Here is a 20,541-nt window from a genome sequence, read left to right as displayed (position 1 = left end):
CAGTCCGGCAACGCTGGAGCACAATCTCCACCCTCACGGGATTGACCTTTCACCGAACGGTCCCCATTTTACCCATCTCTTTCTCGATCTTGGGCCCCTTTGTCTGTGACAGGGCCATTGCTTGCGCCCTTCACTTTTGTACCACCGGCTTTGGATTGTTTTATGCGATCATCCCAACCTCGCGTGTTTTTCGGGACCCTCCTGACCCTGACCGCTTTTGCCGCCAACTCCGTTTTGTGCCGCATGGCCCTGCAGCAAGAAGCCTTGTCCCCCGCCACATTCACCGGCCTTCGTTTGCTATCCGGTGCCGTGATGCTGGCTCTGTTGATGGGGATGCGGCCACAAGGATGGAGCCAGATGCGCACACATCTCTCGGTATCGTCTGCGTGCGCTCTTTTGGTTTATGCCGCAGCCTTTTCCTATGCCTATATCGTGCTCGACACTGGCACCGGAGCATTGATCGCCTTTGCTGCCGTGCAATTGAGCATGATCGGTGGCGCCGTGATGGCCGGTGCGCGATTGTCCAAACAGGAATGGTTGGGGGCCGTGATCGCCATGGGTGGCCTCACATGGTTTTTGCTCCCCGGTGCCAGCGCGCCAGACCCTTTTGGAGCCGTTCTGATGGGCATAAGCGGGCTGGCCTGGGGCGTCTATTCCTTGAAAGGCGGCAAAAGCCGCAATCCTGTGGCAGCCACGGCGGGCAATTTCATCGTCGCAACGGTGGTCGCCCTGCCAGTATTATTTTTATTGGGTGATATGGGTGACATTTCCACCAAAGGTGCCGGACTTGCCATTGCCTCTGGTGCGGTCACATCCGGGCTGGGCTATGCCATCTGGTACGCGGTGCTCCCGCTGATGCGCCCCCATATCGCCGCTATTTCCCAATTATCGGTGCCCCTGATTGCCACATTGGGCGGCGTGCTGTTCGTGGGAGAAACCATAAGCCTGCGCTTTGCCATCGCCAGCCTGATTGTGCTGGGCGGGCTGATGCTGGTGGTGATGAACCGCAGGGCTGTGCAGAAAGCCTAGCGCCTCTCATCCGCACTTTCTTCGCGAATAGCCTTGAAGGGCGTATTGTCCGCCCATTGCGGCCAGTCGCGGCTTTGAGCAAGTTGCCATCCCACTTGATAAATAGCCTCTACATCCAGCACCACGCCGCGCCAATCCCAATCCGTCATCACTTCGTCCGAAGGCTTGTGATAACGGTTTGCCACGTAATCCGCCTTGGCTTTGGTGACAAAATCGCGCCCCTTTTCTACATGTTCGGTACCGGTATCGATATAAAGTGCGGGCACGCCTTTTTTCGCTAGCGCAAAATGGTCAGAGCGGAAATAAAAGCCCTGTTCGGGATTGGGATAAGCCGATAACCTACGCCCCTGCTCTGTCGTCACGCTTTCCAATACGGCCTCAATATCCGATGACCCGCGTCCCACCACCGTTATATCCGCCATTTCCCCTAGGGGCAGCACAACATCGGTGTTGATAAGGGCCGCCGTTTTTGCGAGGGGAAAGGCTGGATTGTCCGCATAATGATAGGCACCTAAAAGCCCCTGTTCTTCGGCGCCCACAAACAAAAACAGCACCGAGCGCGCAGGCCTTTGCGGTGAGGCCGCCATTTTTTCCGCCACCTCTAAGACGCTAGCCACGCCAGCGGCATTGTCGGCCGCGCCATTATAGATTATATCTCCCTCCACTGCGGGCCCCTCGCCCAGATGATCCCAATGAGCAATATAGACCACCGCTTCATCAGGATGGGAAACGCCTGTTAGCACCGCACCGACATTTACTGTCTTTGATCGCTCAAGTGTGTTTTGAACAGAAACATCGGCTTTTAATCCCATGGGTACAGGCTTGAAACCGGGTTTTGCCGCCGCTTGTTTCAAAGACTGATAATCAAGCCCGGCATCTGCAAATATTTCTTCAGCGACAAAGCTCTGCACCCAACCTTCTATGGCAACGCGCCCGGCATTCTCGTCAGAACGCACCAGATCGAATTGCGGGCCTGACCAGCTGTTTTCCACTACGCTCCAAGGATAGGATGCAGGAGCCGTCTCATGAATGATGATTGCGCCGTCCGCGCCCTGCCGTGCCGCCTCCTCATATTTATAGGTCCAGCGCCCGTAATAGGTCATGGCATTGCCGGTGAAGAGCTCCGGGTCTTTCGTGGAGAAGCCGGGATCATTCACCAAGATGACAGCGGTTTTACCTGCCATATCCAAGCCGGCATAATCATCCCAGCCATATTCCGGTGCGGTGATCCCATAACCCACGAACACCAGATCGCTATCTTTTATGCCCGCTTCTTTAACCACCCGTGTCGTCCACACCATCATTTCGGAGCCATAGTCATAGCGGCGCTCCAACTTTGGGCTGGTGATCTGCAAAATGGCATCTGGTCTCGCGGCGATGGATACCAAGGGCACATTCTGCACATAATGGTCCTCGAAAGCCGGGTTAAGGCCCATGCGCTTGAAAGCCTCGGTCAGATAAGCGACGGTCTTGTCCGCCATCGGACCCGAGGGGGGCCGCCCGCCAAAGGCATCGCTTGCCAATATTGCAGTGCGGTCCGCCAGATCCTCCACCGTGATCTCTGGTGAGTAGCTATGTTGGGCCGCGCTGTCATCTTTTTCGGAACATCCGGATAAAGCAGCCAGTGTGACCAAAAAGACCCGTCGGATAAAGGAAAGGGGAATCGGTGGCATCAGCTATCTCCTGCATAGATCAGGGGCGGATGGCCACACCATCCGTCCCTTTTCATATAACGCATTGCTTCCCAGTAATTCGACTTATCTCGACGAAGATTGGACTCTTACGTCTTGGTTGAACCACTAGAATTGTACGGTGACCCCAGCATAGAAGAAGCGCCCGATCTGGTCATAGACCACCGCATCATTACCAAAGCTGCGGGTTTCAGGCACACGGGCAAGAATGGGAGGCGCATTGTCGAAGAGATTATCCACACCCACATAGATTTCCGTCTGTTCTAGCAGCCGATAACGTATTTGCAGGTCGGTATACCATTCCGAGCCGGTGCTGTTGGGATCGCGGAAATCCGGATTTTCAGCAAGATCGAAACGCTGGCTTGAAATAAAGCGTTCATAAAGACTAACGGTAAGATCTCCCAATTCATATGTAGCGCGCAGATTGACCGTCCAGTCCGGATCGCCCAGTTCTCCAGCCTCCCGGTCTGGTTCCGCCTGCCCTTCCTGCGCGAAAAAATCCAGTTTATCAAGATAGGTCGCCACAAGATTGAGATCCAATCCACCCGGCACAGCGTCCCCCGTGACCATGCCCAAATCGAGGAAGTAGCTGGCCTCGATGTCAATGCCCGCAGCCTTCAGCGATGCCACATTGATTAACTGGCTGGAGATGCTATCAAAATTTCCGTCAGAACGGCGCACAATACTTTCGCAGAAGGGATTATTGATGGAGTCCGCATCGACACAGTTATTGGCCACCGCCTGAACCGGGAAGCTGTTCACCGCATCATCGATCTCAATATCCCAATAATCCACCGTCAAGCTGAAACCCGGCACCATGCGCGGCGTGATGACCGCCCCCACTGTCAGCGTATCGGCGGTTTCCTCCTTGAGATCCGGATTACCACCAGTCAATACACGGGTTGTCACTGCCCCAGCATTGGAGATGAAATCTGGTGACAGACCAAGCGCTGCACAATTGGCTGCCCGATTGGGCGAGCCGGAATTGATATTGCTCACATCACACGGGTCTTCAAGAAAAGGATTTTCAAGTCGTGTGGGGGCGAACAACTCGCCGATATTAGGAGCACGCACCGCCTGACTCACCACGGCCCGAAAGCGGAGATCGCGTACCGGCGCCCAATCACCGCCCACTTTCCAGGTGGTGGCGCTGCCGATGGTAGAATAATCGGCATAGCGCACAGCAGCCTCGATATTGACCTCTTCGGCAAAGGGCACTCCGCGCAAAACCGGAATGCTGATTTCCCCGAACAGTTCCCACACATCGAAATTTCCTACGGTGTCTTCGATAACGCCGCCGGGGAATACATCGCCGCTATTGCGCAAGAAACCCTCTTCAGTGGCGGTGCTTTCCCGCCGATACTCCGTGCCCAAGGCAAAGCCTAGCGGTCCGGCGGGCAGATACATGAAACCGGCGCTATCACCCGTGATAGTGGCATTCACCACTTGCTGCGTCAGACGACCTTCGGTGATGAAGTCTACATGGCTAAAGGCCAGCGCATCCGCTGTGGCGGCATTAGGCCCCAATACATTGAGCGGCACACAGCCACCCGATGGATCGCGACAAACGATATTTCCATCGGCATCGCGCACGGCATCCAGTTGTTGATTGAAACGCGACAACACCTGTTCGTTCATAAATTCCGTGCTGTTATCCGAGCGGCCATATTGATAATGGACCGTGTAATCAAGGTTGGAGGTGATATCACCCTTCAAACCCACCTCAAGCTGTACCGTATCACGGTCCGAGCGCGAGCGGCGCTGGCCCTGATCCACATTGGTGCGTGAGACAAAAAAACCTTCGGCTCCATTATCGGCAAGAATATTGTTTAGGTCTTGTGGCACAAAGGGATTATCAGCGAGGATAAAAATCGGTGAAAAGGAAGGCAAGCTAAAGGTGGGCTGGCCCGCGGTGGCGCTTTCGCTCTGAGCATATTTGGCGTTGGCAAACAAGGTGACCTTGTCGTGCAGATCATAGTGCATCCCGCCTGAGACGATTAACCGCTCGATGGGTACCTGCAACAGATCGAAACGCGACAGATCAACGAAATCGCCGCCTTGGCTCAGAAACGATTCCGGCAAGGCTCCAAGGTCCTGCGAAATCAGATTGCCATTGGCATCAAAGGTAAAGGGCCCGCCCGCTGCAACGAAAAGATCCGCCCCATCCGGGCCCACCACCTGGCCGCCGCCAGGGGTGCCAATAAAACCCGTATTGTCGAATAAAATCTGATCGGGGATGCCGTCGTCCGGGCCGGTATTGGCGGGATTGGTGGCAAAGCGGAAATTTTCGCTGGCATAGCCACGATCCGTGGCATTTACCCGTTTGGTTTTGTCCCAACTTGTGTTGAAAAAGACATTGCCTCGATTGTCAGCGAAATTGGCTCCCGCCGTCAAGCTGAGTTGATAGCTTTCCCCGTCCCCTTCATCAGTGATCCCCATCTGCCCGTCAAGCTTCAAGCCCTCGAAATCGTCCCTCATGATCAAATTGACCACGCCCGACACCGCATCCGCCCCATAGACGGCGGATGCACCACCAGTAATCACCTCAACCCGTTCTACCATGGACGTGGGAATGGTATTCACATCTACCGCTGTGGTTCCGGGACGACTTCCCACATGGCGCCGTCCATTCACCAAAACCAGCGTACGATCAATGCCCAAACGACGCAGATTAAGAAAATTGGTTCCTGCCTCCTGCGGATCGTCATTGCTGTTAGCTAAAGTCTGCGTGGCACCGATGGCGGGCAATTCATTTAATGTGTCGGCAAGGCGGGCATCGCCCGACAAGGCGATCTTCCGGGCATCAAGCACGGTCACAGGAATAGGGGTAGATGTGCCCGAACGCCGGATGCGTGAGCCTGTCACCACCACTTCTTCGATAAGGGCGGCGCTCTGTTCGCCCGGTGACGCCCCCACAGACGGCACCGCTTGCGCCTGCCCCAGCGATGATACCGGGCCCGAAGAAGCCAGCTTTGTTAGCCCTTGCCCCACAATTCCGCTATCTTCTCTCGCTGCACTTTTGGTGAGGATAGCAATGGTTTTTTCATCCACCTGCCGAAAATCCAGCCCGGTCCCCTCAAGCAAAAGACGAATGGCATCTTCAGGGACATAATGGCCCTTAACCGCCCGCGCCTCCATATCTGCAGTCTCCCGAGCGAGCCAAGCAAGCTGAAAACCAGATTGTTGCGCAAAATGTCGGAGCGCGCTCTCCACCGGCTGAACGTCTATTTCGAAATGTTGGCTCTGGGCCGGTGCAACATCAGCACCCCCGGCCTGCGCCGCACCGCTCAAAAGGCCAAAAGCCAGTGCCAATACGGATGTGCCGACCTTCAATGATGTCATTGATCCTCTCCTGAAATATCCGCCCATTATGTAGAGCACGCCCTTTATGACCGCTCTTTATATGGCGCTACTTTTCTTTGACGTTTTAAAAGATCTTTTCGGGTACCTTTCGCTTTTCTTTTCTTACAGAAAAGCCGGACACGACATCAGGTTCATCGCCTACCCCTGTTTTCACAGGGCCTTGATGAGGATCTTTGATCGCCCGAATACCAGAACTTCCACAGGGGCCATTGCTTCCAGCGTCCGGGCGAAGGTTTCCGGGTCTCGAGGGTCGAACACGCCGCTGATAGACAGATCATCGAGACTTCGATCACTGAGGATCAGTTCCATGCTGTTATAGCGATTGAAATCTGCCACCACATCAATCAAGGGAGCAGCCTCGAACAGCAGTCGCTTCTGCCTCCAAGAGATAAATCGCTCGGGCACGACAGAGGCGGTTTTCAGCATCGACGGGTGATTGCCCGCCTCCTCCTTGTTTAGAATAGCCTGCTCATTGCGCCCAAGGCTTTCCTCCAATGATGGAGACGCCTTTCCGGCTTTGGACGTAAACTGACGGACGAGTACTCTGCCTTCAATCACCGTGACGGCAATATCCGCATCGCGCAAACGCACATTGAATTCGGTACCCACCGCCTGAACACGGGTCTGGTCCGCATTTACTAGAAACGGCCTCTGCGGGTCTTTTGCCACGTCGAAATAAGCTTCTCCGCGCAGCAGCCTGATCTCCCGCACATGGCGACCATATCGAACCTCTATCTCCGATTGGGTGTTCATCTCAACCACAGAGCCATCGGACAGAGACACGAGACGACTTTCCCCCTTACGGGTCGAAAAATGCTCCACCCCGGGCCCAAAGGCCCATTCCAGTGGATCATCTCCAACCAACACGATAGCACCAAGGCCGAGGAACAAGGCAATCAAAACCGCCGCGGCAAGATGGCCCACGCGCAAAAGGCGGCCCGAACGGTGCCGGACAGGCGCCGATTTTGCCCTTCCATCTACCTCTTGCGGAAAAAGAGTAATTACATCGCTTGCGGGGTCAAGCGTCCCACCAAACATAGCTGCTTCAGCCCACAAGGCATGGACAAGATTATATTCCCGCATATGCGCCGGATCTTTTGTAATCCAATCGGCGAACGCCTTTTTCTCGGCAGAACTGGCCTGCCCCGAGTCCATGACAATACACCAATGGGCGGCATTTTCGCGCAGAGCCTGTTGCTTGTTCTTGGTCATAAATATGCCTGTTCTGCCATCAGTACCTGTCCACATCTTCGGACACAGGCATGTGAGTGCGCAAATGCGCCAATGCCTTTATTAGATATTTTTTCACCATATTGTCCGAAATGCCGAGTCTCTGACCAATTTCTCCATAAGTCAGACCCTCACAGCGGCTGAGAAGGAAAGCCTTCTGGCATTTTGGGGACAACTCGTTCAAAAGCAAACGCATCTTGAGCAGGCGGGCACGATAATATGCCGCTGCTTCGGGTGAGGGTTGGGCAGTCGGAAGCTCTTCTGGCAGGCTCCCTGACCCCTCCATATGGTTTTGCCGCCGTACCATACTGCGCAAATGATCCAACATCATATTGCTGGTGGTGCGGTAGACATAGGCGGAGGGATTAGCCACCTTGTCTGGAGACTCTACGGCCGACAGCCGCAGCCACACATCTTGAAGAATATCCTGGACATCCTGACTTTCTCCAAGCCGGGCGCGCAGCATGGCATAAAGCCCATCCCGCTTATCGAGAAAGGTATCAAGCAACCGGTTTTTCCTGTCCACAATACGCGTGATCACACCTCTCCCGCAACAAATCGGCTGGACGACCACACTACCATAACAGATCCTAAAACCCTGTCGGTCTCCAGCTGTGCATCCCAGCTGACGTGCCTGTCCATGAATGAGACGTGTAAGAGGAGGGCAACGGGTACCCTGTGGAGAAAAAATAAAACCTTTATTTTGACACGCCACAGAAGGCGGCTTTTCAGACTTTCTTGAAAATCAGGGAAAAATTATTGGCAGGCATGGGAATTTTTTCATGCAGATGCAGGCCGTGTTTCGCGGCACATTCTGCCACGGTACCCATATCACGCACGCCCCATGCCTGATCCTGATCGGTGAGCCAACGCTCGAAGGCCTCATTGCTGGGGGCCGTGTGGGCACCATTAATTTTATAAGGCCCATAAAGATAAAGCACACCGCCTTCGGGCAAGAGCCGCCCTGCTCCGGCCATCAGTCCCTCTGTCACGGTCCAAGGGCTGATATGGATCAGATTGATGGCGGTAATGGCCGTGATGGTTGGGCTGCTTTTCAACAAGCCATCAGGCCATGCGGGGTCGCTGGCATCCAGACGGATCGGATCGCGCAAGGTTTCGCACGGCATCTCTTTTTTCCATGCCGAAATCGACGCGATATTATCCGCCATCAAATCGCTGGGCTGCCAAATACGCGGCGCCAAGCACGGAGCAAAATACACCGCATGCTGACCGGTGCCGGAGGCCAGCTCAAGCACTTGGCCATGGGCAGGCAGATGGTTTTTCAACACATCCAGAATGGCATCGCGGTTGCGCTCTGTCGCCGGTGCATGGCGCTTTTCCGTCATGACAATCTCTTTCCGCCAGACATCCCGCTTATCGCAGGGTGTAAATCACCGCATAGCCCACCAACAACACCAGAACCCAAAGGACAGAGGTGCCAATGGCCCAGCTGGACCCCAAACGCCTTTCATGCCCCACAAGCCCGGAAATCGTTGCCTGACCCTTGCCCAAAAAGCCCTGAACAGCAGCGCTTGCCCCCTGATAGCCAGACGAGATAACGCGTGTCAGAGCGCCGCCCACCGCCTTACCGCCCTTGCGGTAGATCCAGTCGGTATCCAAACACACCGTTCGCGTGCGCCGCATAAGAGGCAAAAGCAAGAAGAACGCAAGGCCCGAGAACAGCAAAAGCTGAAGATAGAACACCAGCTTATAGCCTTTATAGGCGTGGAAATCCGTTGGATAGGGCAACATGGCATAAAGCGGCTCTGGATAGACCCCTAGAAGAATACAAAGGGCAGATAGCAACGCCATCGCCAGCCCCATATTCCAAGGCGCATCCTTGGGCCGCATACCGCTGTCTTTTTGGAAAAACACAAACCACGGGAACTTGATCCCGGCATGCAAAAACACCCCGGCAGAGGCTGCTGCCAGAATGAACCACACCACCGGCAGATGCTCCAAAGCCGCCGCTTCCGAGATCATGGTCTTGGTGGTAAAGCCCGAAGTAAGTGGAACACCGGAGATGGCCAGCGCACCAATAATCCCGCAAAAGGCTGTAATCGGCATGGTGCGGAACAGGCCGCCCAGATCAGTACAGCGGCTTTTGCCGGTACGATGCAACACCACGCCCGCGCTCATAAGCAAAAGCGCCTTGTAAATGATATGCGCAAAGGCATGGGCGGCGGCGCCATTGATGGCCATTTCCGTACCGATTCCGATGCCGGTGACCATGAAGCCCACCTGATTGACGATGGAATAGGCCAAAATCCGCCGGGCATCATTTTCCAAAAGCGCATACATGATGCCGTAGACCGCCATATAAAGACCGACGAACACCAGAACCTTTTCACCGGGAAACAGCAAAATCAGCGCCAGCACAGCGGTTTTCGTGGTGTAGGCGGACAGGAAAACCATGCCCGTGGGGCTGCTTTCCGGATAGGCATCGGGCAACCAAGACGACAATGGCGGTGCAGCAGCATTGATCAGAATACCGATCAGGACCATCCAGCTTGCAAAATCCGTGGCCTTCATCGCCGCCACATCCACAGAGCCGGTCTGCACATAAAGCGCCGCAATCCCGACCATCAGGATCACACCACCCAGAAAATGCACAAGGGCATAGCGAAAAGCAGCCGCACGCGCCGCAGCGCTGCCACCGGACAAAATCACGATGGTCGAGAAAATCGCCATCCATTCCCAGAACAGGAAGAAGCTGATCAAATCACCGGAGAATGCCACCCCGATGGACCCGCCCGCATACGCAAAGGCTGCGGCCAGTTCAACGCCTCGTGCTGTGCGAAAGGAATAAAGCCCACCCGCAAAGGCCATGATGGAAAACACTGTGGCAAACAATCGGCGTACCGAGCTGCCTTCGATCAATTCGATATTATAGCCCAAGAAAGGGGCGCTTAAAGACACACCATCGGGCACCTGGAAGACCGCCCACAAAGTAAGCAGCGGTGCCGCCAGAACAATCGCGGTGCGCACAGTCCCGCGGGTCAGCGCAATCAAAAGCGCCGCAACAATCATAATCAGGCCAGGAGGCACCATATCAATCGTCATAATGGCCCTCCGGGCGTTTAAGGATATAGCCAAGCAGCTTGGCGACCACCACCATCAGCGCACAGGATGAAAACCCGAATATCGCCGCAAAACCCAGCCAGCCATCGATGCCGAAAGACGCGTGCGGCTCGACAAAAAGCTGCGCCACCACGGTCGCTGCCAACATCGCAATGAACAGGATCCACAAAATACGAATGGTGGAAGGACGCACCAGCCAATGATTGTCCGGTGCGGGTCCCGATTGCTTCTCGGTCATAGCAGCGTCTCCACTAACTGCATCTCAAGGTCGACCACCGGCCCGTTGAACACAAAAAAGGCGATGGTCAAAAGAGCCGTTGTTCCAAGGGCCAGGCGGATCGGCCAGTTGGCCTCTCCATGCTCACGGGGGGGAGCAACATTTTCGGTCAGGAAAAACGCCCGATACAGGATTGGCAGGAAATAGGCCGCATTCAGCACTGTCGATAGAATGATCGTACCGATGGCCAGATAATTCTCTGTCTGCAAGGCCCCGCCCAGCATGTACCATTTGGACACGAAGCCGGCCATGGGCGGCACGCCGATCATCGACAGTGCACCGATAGCAAAAGCCCCCATCGTCAGCGGCATCCGCAGACCAATGCCATTCATCTGGGTAATGTCGGTCTTTTTCGACGCGGTGTAGATGCTTCCGGCGGCGAAAAACAGCGTGATTTTACCAAATCCGTGGGCGGCAATATGAAGGGCGGCCCCCACCTGCGACAGCGGTGCCAAAATGGCCGTTGCCAACACGATATAGGACAACTGACTGATGGTGGAATAGGCCAGCAAACGCTTCAAATTGGTTTGGCGCAAGGCGATGAGGCTCGCCATGATCACCGTAAAGGCTGCCACCGGAACCAGCCAGCCCGAAGACGGCGTGGCAAAGAGAAAATCCACCCCGAACACATAGATGATGATCTTCACAATGGTGAACACACCGGCTTTCACCACCGCCACCGCATGGAGCAAGGCAGACACCGGCGTTGGCGCAACCATGGCGGCAGGCAACCAGCGATGCAGCGGCATCACCGCCGCCTTGGCAGCCCCATAAACATAAAGGCCCAGCATCAGCCCGACGGCAGGACCGGCCAAATGCCCTTCCAAAATACCTCCGGGCACGAAATCCAATGTCCCTGTCAGCGCATAAGTCCAGATAATCGCAGGCAAGAACAGGCCGATGGACGCACCAATCAGGATACCGAAATATACCCGGCCCGCCCGCATGGACGCTTCATCCCCCTTATGAGTCACTAGGGGATAAGTGGAGACTGTCAGGACTTCATAAAAAATGAACAGAGTCAGCAGATTGGCTGAAAATGCCACGCCCATGGCGGCAAACAGGGCCACCGCGAACAGCATGAAAAAGCGGGTCTGATGGGCTTCATTATTGCCGCGCATATAACCCATGGAATAGATCGTGCTCACCACCCACAAGAGCGATGCAAGCGCGGCAAACAACAGCCCCAAAGGCTCGGCTTTGAAGGCAAAAGGAACATTGGGCAGAATTTCGAACAGCACCAGTTCCGGGCGTTCCCCTGCCAAGGCACCGGGAAGCAAGCTCCAGACAGCGAAGGTCAAAGCAAGGGCTGCAAGCACGCTGCCCGTTTCGCGCAGATTTGGCCAGCGCGATGCCATGCCCACCAAAACAGCACCCAATAAGGGGATAAGAAGAATCATGCCCAAAAGCATGCCATGGCTATCAAAACCGGTCATTTCGCATGCTCCAGCAAGATATTCGCAGCATTTGTGGCCAGATCCACCGGTATGCTCGGATCAAGCCCGAAATACACATTGGCCAGAACCACAGCCCATAATGGTACCAGCATCATCAGCGGCGCTTCTTGATGCTTTGACGCACCGGCTTGCGGGCTTTGGAAATAAGCCACTTCAACAACCCGCCAGATATAAACCACGGCCATCAGGGAACTGATCAAAATGGCCGCGATCAAGACAATACCCAATGTGCCCAGATCCAAGGCCGCCTGAACCAGATACCATTTCGAAATAAAGCCCGCCGTCAACGGCATGCCGATCAAGCTCAGCCCCAGCAGAACAAAGGCCCCCATGGTCCACGGCATGGTCCGGCCTGCGCCTTTCAGATCATCAAGAGTGCCCCCGCCCAATCGCAAGACGAGCGCCCCCATGGCCAAGAACAGACCGCCCTTGATCATGGCGTGGTTGAACATATGGATAACGCCCGCTGACACGCCGCCAAGGCTGATCATGCTGGCCCCGAGAAGGATATAACCGATCTGGCCCACAGACGAATAACCAAGCATCCGCTTCACATCGCGCTCATATATGGCGACGGCGGATCCAATCAGCATGCCCAGCAAGGCCAGAGACATCAAAACCGTAGAGAACTGCACATCGTGATGGGCGAACGCACCGCCGAAAATCATAAAATCAAAGCGCAACATCACATAGACCGCCGCCTTGGTCGAGCAAGCGGAAAGGAAAACGGCCACAGCCGAAGGCGCCCTCGCATAGGCATTGGGCATCCACACATGCAGTGGGAACACCGCGGCTTTCACGGCAAGACCAATGGTCACAAAGGCTGCCGATAACAAAATGGGCCGCAGATACGGGACATCGCCCAAACGGGCATGCAGGTCGGCGATATTGAGCGTCCCGGTCATCATATAGGCAAGACCAACGCCGATCAGATAAAAAGACGCGCCAATGGTGCCCATCACCAGATATTTGAAGGTGGCTGGCAAGGCACGGCGGTCTGGCCCGTTGGCGATCAACACATAACCGGCAAGGGACGATATTTCCATGAACACGAAAATATTGAAGGCGTCGCCGGCAACGGCGATCCCGCTATAAGCCGCCAGCGCCAAAAGCCAGGCGGCAAAGAACAATGGCTGGCGATCGCTCGGGATTTGCGCATCAATGGATGCCTTGCCACTGATCAGCGCCAATGTCGATGCGCCTGAAATCACCAGCAGCATCACCACCGAGAAGGAATCAACCCGCACCTCGATCCCGTAAGGCGCGGGCCAGCCCCCCACCTCATAGGAAATCATCCCCTGCGCCGAGACAATAACCGTCAGGGCCACAGCCGTTGCAAACACCAGGGCGCTTACAAGGCTTGCCATAATCCAGGCAAGGGAACGATTAGGCATCAAAGCTGCGATGGGTGCCGACAATAGCGGAACGATTACCGGCAAAACAGGATACTGAGCAGCCAGCATCATTGATCTCGATCCATTGAGATGACCTTGTCTTCTTCGATAGTGCCATAGGCTTCGCGGATTCGCACAACCAGCGCCAAACCCAGCGCTGTGGTGGAAATACCCACCACAATAGCGGTCAAAATCAACACCTGCGGCACCGGATTGGAATAGATGATATCTTTTGCGGCCCCATGGGGAATGATCGGTGCCGTTCCACCGTCCACCTTATCCATGGAAATATAGAGGAGGAAAATAGCGGCCTGAAAGATATTCAGCCCGATCAATTTCTTGGTGAAGTTCGGCTTGGTGATGACGGCATAAAGGCCAATCAACAGCAAAATGGCAAACACCCAATAATTATATAAACCCAGAATTTCCATCAGCGGTGCTCATGTCCGGCAAAAGCGTGATAAATGGTCAGCATCACAGACGCCACAGCAAGCCCAACGCCGAATTCAATCAGCATGATGCCAAGATGCTGGCCATGCACGGGATCGTGCGAAAGTACGGAATAATCGAGAAGATTGCCGCCCAGCAGCAAGGTTGTCCCGCCCACACCGGCATAGATAAATGCCCCGAGGCAGGCCATACCAAACAACAAGCGCGGCGGCATCTGGCGGCGTGCGCGGTCGCCCCCGCTTAGCAAGGCGTAAAGGATCAGCGCCGCGGCAATGATGGTACCCGCCTGAAAACCGCCGCCGGGGCCAAAATCGCCATGGAACTGCACATACAATCCGAAAAGAATGATCAACGGGATCAGCAGCTTGCCCACAATATGAAGAATTTTCTGGTGGCTCAGCCCGTCATTGACCGCGTTTTCTTCACTATTGTTGCGGGGAAAGCCCAATAGGGACAAAACGCCAATGGCTGCCGTCAGCACCACGAACACCTCACCCAAAGTATCATAACCGCGGAAGCTGGCCAGCACCGCCGTCACCACATTGGGCACATGGATCAATTCGGGCGTTTTTTCCAAATACCACGGTGCCACATGCTGATGCACCGGCGCACTGCCATCACCCAAAATGGGAAATTCCATGGTGCCCAGCAAAATCACCACCGCCGTTGACGCGACAGCCAAAAGCGCAAGGCCGAATTTGCGGCTGGCGCTATGTTCATGCTCGGAACTGAGCGCGATTGCCCCCAGGAAAAACACCGTAGCGACACCGGCTCCCACCGCCGCTTCGGTCAGCGCCACATCGGCCGCATCCAAAACAAAGAAATTGGCCGCCATCAGAAAGCTGAAAATGCCGGTCAGCATGGCCGCTGCGAACAAATTGCGCGTCTCGACAACAGCCAAGGCAACAACAACCATCATGGTGAGAAGAAAAAGACTAAAAACGATGATCATGGGGTCAGTCGCTCTCTATATCCACATCCAGCCCATCATCCTTGGCGGTGATGGCCGAATGTGCCAGTGCATAGCCGGCGGTGGGGCTGGTAAAGAGGAGGAACAATAAGATTGCCGCCAGCTTCACACCCGCAAGTGTCAGTCCGGCCTGAAGCATACATCCGACAATGACCAGAATGGCGCCACCGGAATCCGCCAAACTTGCCGCATGAATCCGGGTAAAAAGATCGGGAAAGCGTACAAGCCCGATGCCACCGATCAGCACCACAAGCGCTCCGCCAAGCAAGCAAATCCAGCTGATAATATCAATCACCTGTTCCATCATTGCGCCCCCCCCTTCACGGCATCGCTGGCTTGATCCTCTTTTGCCCGGTTCCGCGCCCGCCGTTCAACAAATTGCAGCACAGCAATCACGCTGACAAAATTGATCAAGGCATAAGCAAGAGCCAGATCCAGAAAATCAGGCCGTCCGGAAAGGAAGGACAGAACCGCCAAAAACAGCACTGTCTTCGTGCCGAACATATTGGCTGCCAATATCCGGTCATAGACCGACGGCCCTAGAACGGCACGCAGGATCGCTAAACACATGGTAACCAGAATGGCGAGACTAGCCCCCAAAAACATGCCCTCAATCCTCTCCCTTAAAGCCTGCAGTGCGACGGTTCATATCCTGAAGTCCGTCCACAGCGCCCGGTTTATCAAGGCAATGAACCCAAATGGCCTCATCCCCCAAATCGCAGGTCACCGTACCGGGGGTCAGCGTAATGGAATTGGCGAAAATCACCCGCCCCATATCCGTGTGGCTCATATTTTCCAGACGGACAAAGCCGGGATTGAGAGACATTTTCGGCGACAAAATAACCTTGATCACCGCGATGTTCGATTTTGCAATCTCGACCAGCAACCACAGCCAATAGGTGATGATCGGCAGACCAAGCTGAAGAGGAACCGTATTTTTGTTCACAATGCCCAGATGCCGCGCAAGAAGTATCGTAAAGACACAAGAGGCAAGCCCCAAGGACAACAAAAGCGGCTCAAAGATCCCCGACCATAAAAGCCAAGTTCCACAAAGCGCCATGAAAAGCATCAGACTACGTAGCATGCCCAGAAACCGCCATTTTACCTATAGGATCAACACAAACCATCATGGCTGTGCCGTAACAGATGCGCCCGGGCAGATTCACGCTCCAGAACACCGTGTCAGGATATGGCTACACATCCACAGCGCCATTGTAAACCGCCCGATGCGCGCAGCCTTCAGCTCGGTTAGAATTTTGATATTCTCCGCCCCATCCCTGTAATTAGAAAAGGGGCATATTATGCCCCTTTTCTGCAAGATTATCATTTTAGCTCAAGAGAGACCGTCCCAGACTCTACCAGACAACATTTTCAATATCGGTGAAGTCGATGCTGCTGCCATCGGAAAGTGTGATGGTTCCGCGCCCGTCATCGCCCAATGCAAGGAAACTACCCTCCACATCATTGCTGTTGAACGTCTCGCCATTTTGCAATTCGATGGTCCAGTCCTGACCACTATTCACAGCAGCCGACAGGTCAATGCTATCGGTCCACGACCCGCCACCGCCATCAATGCGGTCATGGCCCGCATTCTCATCGATAAGGAACAGATCGTCACCACTGCCACCGATCAATATGTCGTTTCCTGAGCCTCCCTCTAAAACGTCATTGCCATCGCCACCATCCAAACGATCATTCCCGGCCCCGCCAACAAGATGGTCAATCCCCTTCTCGCCAACAAGCCCATCATTGCCATCCCCTCCGATCAGAAGGTCATCACCATCTCCGCCCACGAGCCAGTCATTGCCCGCGCCGCCACTAAGATGATCATTGCCGGCGTCACCGTCGAGACGGTCATTGCCCACGCCGCCAATAAGGTGATCATTGCCGTCGCCGCCATCTAGACTGTCATTACCAGAACCGCCCGACAAAATATCATTGCCAGAGCCACCCTCTAGCCGATCACTGCCAGAGCCGCCGAAAAGAATGTCATCACCGTCATTGCCTTCCAGATGATCATTACCAGAACCACCCGACAAAATATCATTGCCAGAGCCACCCTCTAGCCGATCCTTGCCAGAGCCGCCGAAAAGAATGTCATCGCCGTCATTGCCTTCCAGATGATCATCGCCCGAGCGCCCGATCAGAAGATCGCTTTTACCAAGGCCAATAATATGATCATCGCCTGAACTGCCCATCAACAGATCACTTCTGTCTGTTCCTGTTTTGATATTGACGGCGGAAGCCCCCCCTTCTGTACCACGCCCCGTCTCTTCAACAGGGAGCGTCACCTGAATTGTGGCGCTATCCGTACCGCCGTTTCCATCAGAAACCTCAACGACCAAAAGCCGGTCTGTATCCCCTTCGCTGCCAAGTTTTGAAGGATCAGCCACCGTGACAACACCGGTGTTGGGATCGATGGCAAAAGCGCCATCGTCATTGCCTTCGGCAAAGCCAAAAACAAGGTCGGTATCGCCATCGGAATCCACGGCATCGAAATCAAAAATTTCGGCCCCGGCAACCGCACCTTCAGACAGATCAATAGCGATGACCCCATCATCGGGAATGGTTTCCGGAATTTTATCAAAGCCCACGGATTTTATCGTGAAATCCGAATTATCGCCGGATGGTTTTCCTGTTACATCAACGGCTTCAATGACCACAGAAGCAACGGCACGCCCCCCTGTATCCAATGTGTAGGCAACCGAAGAGCCCGACAGCCGCGTGCCTTCATCCAGATTGAGCATGCCGGATGCGATTTCATGGCCATCGGCATCATAAGCCGTCCATTTTCCTTGTTCTCCGCCGGGAAATTCCCGTTCAATCTGACGTTCGGTGACAATCTCGACATTGGTCACTGGTTCGTCAAATGTAAGCGTCAGTTTTTCCGAGGTCTGGGTTTTGGGATCGAAATCGATCTGGCTGTTCAGTCGCACGCCATGAATACCAATTCCATCGCGGCTCGACACAAACAGATCCGCCGCATTACCATCGATGCCCGTGGCATCAACGGTTACGAAATCGCCCAAACGAGCCGTAGAGCTATTATCGGGATCGATTGTCATGGTGCGTGCATCAAGATCAACACTGATGTCGCCATCTTGATGAGCCGTTAAAACAGGCGCATCATTGGTGCCCTCAACGGTTACGACCACACGCTCCGACGCAATGCCGCCATTGCCATCATCCACCTGATAGGTGAAGAACACGTCACGGCTTTCGCCGGGTGCCAGATCCTGAAAGTCCTCACCAGGATCAAAGCTGTAGCTGCCATCGGCATTGACCACCACAGACCCTTCCGCAGGGCCATCGAGCAGGCTGAAGGTCAGATCGTCCCCCTCGGCATCCAAGGCAAAAAGCCGCCCATCGACTGCGGGGCCATCTTCGAATGCAGCAGCGGCAGCGGGAAAAGCCAGCGGCGCATCATTGGCGCCCTCAACGGTGATGGTGACCGTCGCGGTATCCGTACCGCCATTACCATCATCCACCTGATAGGTGAAGGTCACATCACGGCTTTCGCCTTCTCCCAAATCCTGAAAGCCATCAGCAGGGTCGAAACTATAGCTGCCATCGGCATTGACCACCACAGACCCTTCCGCAGGACCATCAAGCAGGCTAAAGGTCAGCGTGTCGCTGGCATCCACATCATTGGCCACAAGCTGGCCGGAAACCACACTACCATCTTCTTCTGCACTGTTGCGCGCAGCTTCGGCTATGGGCGCATCATTGGTGCCGGTAACGGTGATGGTCACCGTCGCGCTATCCGTGCCGCCATTGCCATCATCCACCTGATAGGTGAAGGTCACGTCGCGGCTTTCACCTTCACCCAGATCCTGAAAACCATCAGCAGGGTCAAAGCTGTAACTGCCGTCGGCATTGACCACGACAACCCCTTCCGCAGGGCCATCAAGCAGGCTGAAACTTAGCGTGTCGCTGGCATCCACATCACTGGCCACAAGCTGGCCGGAAACCGCACCACCATCTTCCTCTGCACTGTTGCGCGCAGCTTCGGCTATTGGTGCATCATTGGTGCCGGTAACACGCACTGTGGCCGTCGCCGTGGCACTGCCGCCTTTCCCGTCATCCACCTGATAGGTGAAGGTCACATCGCGGCTTTCGCCCACTGCCAGATCCTGAAAACCATCGACTGGATCAAAGCTATAACTGCCATCAGCGTTGACCGTTACAACCCCTTCCGCAGGGCCATCGAGCAGGCTGAAGGTCAGATCGTCGCTTTCCAGGCTGGATGCATCAAGTTGGCCAAAAACCGCCGGGCCATCTTCTTGCGCTTCCAAAGATGCCGGATTTGCCACAGGGCCATCCCCAGTCCCCGTTACGGTGATGGTCACCGTCGCGGTATCCGTGCCGCCATTGCCATCATCCACCTGATAGGTGAAGGTCACGTCGCGGCTTTCACCTTCACCCAGATCCTGAAAACCATCAGCAGGGTCAAAGCTGTAACTGCCGTCGGCATTGACCACGACAGCCCCTTCCGCAGGGCCATCAAGCAGGCTGAAACTTAGCGTGTCGCTGGCATCCACATCATTGGCCACAAGCTGGCCGGAAACCGCACCACCATCTTCCTCTGCACTGTTGCGCGCAGCTTCGGCTATTGGTGCATCATTGGTGCCGGTAACACGCACTGTGGCCGTCGCCGTGGCACTGCCGCCTTTCCCGTCATCCACCTGAAAGGTGAAAGTCACATCACGGCTTTCACCCACGGCCAGATCCTGAAAACCATCGGCAGGGTCAAAGCTGTAACTGCCATCGGCATTCACCACCACAGCCCCTTCCGCAGGGCCATCGAGCAGACTGAAAGTCAGATCGTCGCTTTCCAGGCTGGATGCATCAAGTTGGCCAAAAACCGCCGGGCCATCTTCTTGCGCTTCCAAAGATGCCGGATTTGCAACAGGGCCATCCCCTGTCCCGGTAACGGTGATGGTAACGGTCGCGCTATCCGTGCCGCCATTGCCATCATCCACCTGATAGGTGAAAGACACATCACGGCTTTCGCCCTCTGCTAAATCCTGAAAGCCATCAGCAGGGTCAAAGCTGTAGCTGCCATCGGCGTTGACCGTTACAACCCCTTCCGCAGGGCCATCGAGCAGGCTGAAAGTCAGATCGTCCCCCTCGACATCCGAGGCGAGAAGCCGCCCACCAACTGCCGGGCCATCTTCCACCGCGCTGTTGCGCGCGGCTTCGGCTATGGGCGCATCATTGGTGCCGGTAACGGTGATGGTCACCGTGGCGGTATCCGTACCGCCATTGCCATCATCCACCTGATAGGTGAAGGTCACATCACGGCTTTCACCCTCTCCCAAATCCTGAAAACCGTCGGCAGGGTCAAAGCTGTAACTGCCATCGGCATTGACCACCACAGCCCCTTCCGCAGGGCCATCGAGCAGGCTGAAACTTAGCGTGTCGCTGGCATCCACATCACTGGCCACAAGCTGGCCGGAAACCACGCCACCATCTTCTTCTGCATTATTGCGCGCAGCTTCGGCTATGGGTGCATCATTGGTGCCGGTAACGGTGATGGTCACCGTCGCGGTATCCGTACCGCCATTGCCATCATCCACCTGATAGGTGAAGGTCACAT

At 55.1% G+C, this 20,541-nt stretch carries 16 protein-coding genes; 1 reads left to right on the top strand and 15 read right to left on the bottom strand.

The genetic code is table 11. From position 1 onward, the window contains the following. The first annotated feature begins 162 nt into the window (after nucleotides 1-162). Nucleotides 163-1,029 carry a DMT family transporter gene (locus tag IEX96_RS00625; protein ID WP_150004627.1) on the top strand — a complete coding sequence of 289 codons (867 nt, stop codon included), beginning with the start codon at nucleotides 163-165 and terminating at the stop codon, nucleotides 1,027-1,029. Here IEX96_RS00625 and IEX96_RS00620 read toward each other — a convergent pair. The 15 genes from IEX96_RS00620 to IEX96_RS00550 form a co-directional block, all read right to left on the bottom strand. After that, nucleotides 1,026-2,702 (bottom strand): M28 family metallopeptidase, encoded by a 1,677-nt coding sequence (locus IEX96_RS00620; RefSeq protein WP_229773432.1) that lies wholly within the window; start codon nucleotides 2,700-2,702, stop codon nucleotides 1,026-1,028. The two genes, IEX96_RS00625 and IEX96_RS00620, sit on opposite strands and share 4 nt — an antisense overlap. A gap of 126 nt (nucleotides 2,703-2,828) precedes the next feature. After that, entirely contained in the window at nucleotides 2,829-6,062 is a 3,234-nt protein-coding gene (locus IEX96_RS00615; protein WP_188873307.1) for a TonB-dependent receptor, read from the bottom strand. A gap of 171 nt (nucleotides 6,063-6,233) precedes the next feature. After that, a complete protein-coding gene (locus IEX96_RS00610; RefSeq protein WP_188873306.1) occupies nucleotides 6,234-7,295 on the bottom strand; it encodes a FecR family protein in 1,062 nt (353 codons plus the stop codon). 19 nt (nucleotides 7,296-7,314) lie between these two features. Further along, nucleotides 7,315-7,854 carry an RNA polymerase sigma factor gene (locus IEX96_RS00605; protein ID WP_150004623.1) on the bottom strand — a complete coding sequence of 180 codons (540 nt, stop codon included), beginning with the start codon at nucleotides 7,852-7,854 and terminating at the stop codon, nucleotides 7,315-7,317. A 187-nt stretch (nucleotides 7,855-8,041) separates the two neighbouring features. Beyond that, nucleotides 8,042-8,659 carry a DUF938 domain-containing protein gene (locus tag IEX96_RS00600; protein WP_188873305.1) on the bottom strand — a complete coding sequence of 206 codons (618 nt, stop codon included), beginning with the start codon at nucleotides 8,657-8,659 and terminating at the stop codon, nucleotides 8,042-8,044. 28 nt (nucleotides 8,660-8,687) lie between these two features. Continuing rightward, nucleotides 8,688-10,376: a Na(+)/H(+) antiporter subunit D gene (locus tag IEX96_RS00595; protein WP_150004621.1), complete on the bottom strand. Its 1,689-nt coding sequence runs from the start codon at nucleotides 10,374-10,376 to the stop codon at nucleotides 8,688-8,690. Then, the gene (locus tag IEX96_RS00590) at nucleotides 10,366-10,632 is read right to left on the bottom strand and encodes a hypothetical protein (RefSeq protein WP_150004620.1); all 267 of its coding nucleotides are present in this window, start codon (nucleotides 10,630-10,632) and stop codon (nucleotides 10,366-10,368) included. The genes IEX96_RS00595 and IEX96_RS00590 overlap by 11 nt, the downstream gene beginning before the upstream one ends. Beyond that, complete coding sequence (locus tag IEX96_RS00585) at nucleotides 10,629-12,107, bottom strand: proton-conducting transporter transmembrane domain-containing protein (protein WP_229773431.1); 1,479 nt, start codon at nucleotides 12,105-12,107, stop codon at nucleotides 10,629-10,631. The genes IEX96_RS00590 and IEX96_RS00585 overlap by 4 nt, the downstream gene beginning before the upstream one ends. After that, nucleotides 12,104-13,594 carry a monovalent cation/H+ antiporter subunit D family protein gene (locus tag IEX96_RS00580; protein WP_150004619.1) on the bottom strand — a complete coding sequence of 497 codons (1,491 nt, stop codon included), beginning with the start codon at nucleotides 13,592-13,594 and terminating at the stop codon, nucleotides 12,104-12,106. Before IEX96_RS00580 ends, IEX96_RS00585 begins: the two co-directional genes overlap by 4 nt. After that, complete coding sequence (locus tag IEX96_RS00575) at nucleotides 13,591-13,953, bottom strand: cation:proton antiporter subunit C (RefSeq protein ID WP_149999112.1); 363 nt, start codon at nucleotides 13,951-13,953, stop codon at nucleotides 13,591-13,593. The genes IEX96_RS00580 and IEX96_RS00575 overlap by 4 nt, the downstream gene beginning before the upstream one ends. Next, nucleotides 13,953-14,924 (bottom strand): DUF4040 domain-containing protein, encoded by a 972-nt coding sequence (locus tag IEX96_RS00570; RefSeq protein ID WP_150004618.1) that lies wholly within the window; start codon nucleotides 14,922-14,924, stop codon nucleotides 13,953-13,955. The genes IEX96_RS00575 and IEX96_RS00570 overlap by 1 nt, the downstream gene beginning before the upstream one ends. A gap of 4 nt (nucleotides 14,925-14,928) precedes the next feature. Next, complete coding sequence (gene mnhG / locus IEX96_RS00565) at nucleotides 14,929-15,249, bottom strand: monovalent cation/H(+) antiporter subunit G (protein WP_150004617.1); 321 nt, start codon at nucleotides 15,247-15,249, stop codon at nucleotides 14,929-14,931. Next, nucleotides 15,246-15,548 carry an MrpF/PhaF family protein gene (locus IEX96_RS00560; protein ID WP_188873304.1) on the bottom strand — a complete coding sequence of 101 codons (303 nt, stop codon included), beginning with the start codon at nucleotides 15,546-15,548 and terminating at the stop codon, nucleotides 15,246-15,248. Before IEX96_RS00560 ends, mnhG begins: the two co-directional genes overlap by 4 nt. 4 nt (nucleotides 15,549-15,552) lie before the next feature. Further along, nucleotides 15,553-16,026: a Na+/H+ antiporter subunit E gene (locus tag IEX96_RS00555; RefSeq protein ID WP_150004616.1), complete on the bottom strand. Its 474-nt coding sequence runs from the start codon at nucleotides 16,024-16,026 to the stop codon at nucleotides 15,553-15,555. Nucleotides 16,027-16,297: 271 nt separating this feature from the next. Continuing rightward, on the bottom strand, nucleotides 16,298-20,541 hold a 4,244-nt coding region (locus IEX96_RS00550), incomplete at its 5' end, for a cadherin-like domain-containing protein (protein WP_188873303.1).

This window comes from Iodidimonas muriae, from assembly GCF_014647255.1.
Lineage (GTDB): Bacteria > Pseudomonadota > Alphaproteobacteria > Sphingomonadales > Rhodothalassiaceae > Iodidimonas > Iodidimonas muriae.
Note: the sequence above shows the minus strand (reverse complement) of the source record. Positions and strands in the feature narration are given on the sequence as shown.

What these genes read in the sequence shown, in the direction of transcription:
- IEX96_RS00625 (WP_150004627.1), top strand. Translation starts at nt 163, where the DNA reads ATGCGATCATCCCAACCTCGCGTGTTTTTCGGGACCCTCCTGACCCTG.
- IEX96_RS00620 (WP_229773432.1), bottom strand. Translation starts at nt 2,702, where the DNA reads ATGCCACCGATTCCCCTTTCCTTTATCCGACGGGTCTTTTTGGTCACA.
- IEX96_RS00615 (WP_188873307.1), bottom strand. Translation starts at nt 6,062, where the DNA reads ATGACATCATTGAAGGTCGGCACATCCGTATTGGCACTGGCTTTTGGC.
- IEX96_RS00610 (WP_188873306.1), bottom strand. Translation starts at nt 7,295, where the DNA reads ATGACCAAGAACAAGCAACAGGCTCTGCGCGAAAATGCCGCCCATTGG.
- IEX96_RS00600 (WP_188873305.1), bottom strand. Translation starts at nt 8,659, where the DNA reads ATGACGGAAAAGCGCCATGCACCGGCGACAGAGCGCAACCGCGATGCC.
- IEX96_RS00595 (WP_150004621.1), bottom strand. Translation starts at nt 10,376, where the DNA reads ATGACGATTGATATGGTGCCTCCTGGCCTGATTATGATTGTTGCGGCG.
- IEX96_RS00590 (WP_150004620.1), bottom strand. Translation starts at nt 10,632, where the DNA reads ATGACCGAGAAGCAATCGGGACCCGCACCGGACAATCATTGGCTGGTG.
- IEX96_RS00585 (WP_229773431.1), bottom strand. Translation starts at nt 12,107, where the DNA reads ATGACCGGTTTTGATAGCCATGGCATGCTTTTGGGCATGATTCTTCTT.
- IEX96_RS00580 (WP_150004619.1), bottom strand. Translation starts at nt 13,594, where the DNA reads ATGATGCTGGCTGCTCAGTATCCTGTTTTGCCGGTAATCGTTCCGCTA.
- IEX96_RS00575 (WP_149999112.1), bottom strand. Translation starts at nt 13,953, where the DNA reads ATGGAAATTCTGGGTTTATATAATTATTGGGTGTTTGCCATTTTGCTG.
- IEX96_RS00570 (WP_150004618.1), bottom strand. Translation starts at nt 14,924, where the DNA reads ATGATCATCGTTTTTAGTCTTTTTCTTCTCACCATGATGGTTGTTGTT.
- mnhG (WP_150004617.1), bottom strand. Translation starts at nt 15,249, where the DNA reads ATGATGGAACAGGTGATTGATATTATCAGCTGGATTTGCTTGCTTGGC.
- IEX96_RS00560 (WP_188873304.1), bottom strand. Translation starts at nt 15,548, where the DNA reads ATGTTTTTGGGGGCTAGTCTCGCCATTCTGGTTACCATGTGTTTAGCG.
- IEX96_RS00555 (WP_150004616.1), bottom strand. Translation starts at nt 16,026, where the DNA reads ATGCTACGTAGTCTGATGCTTTTCATGGCGCTTTGTGGAACTTGGCTT.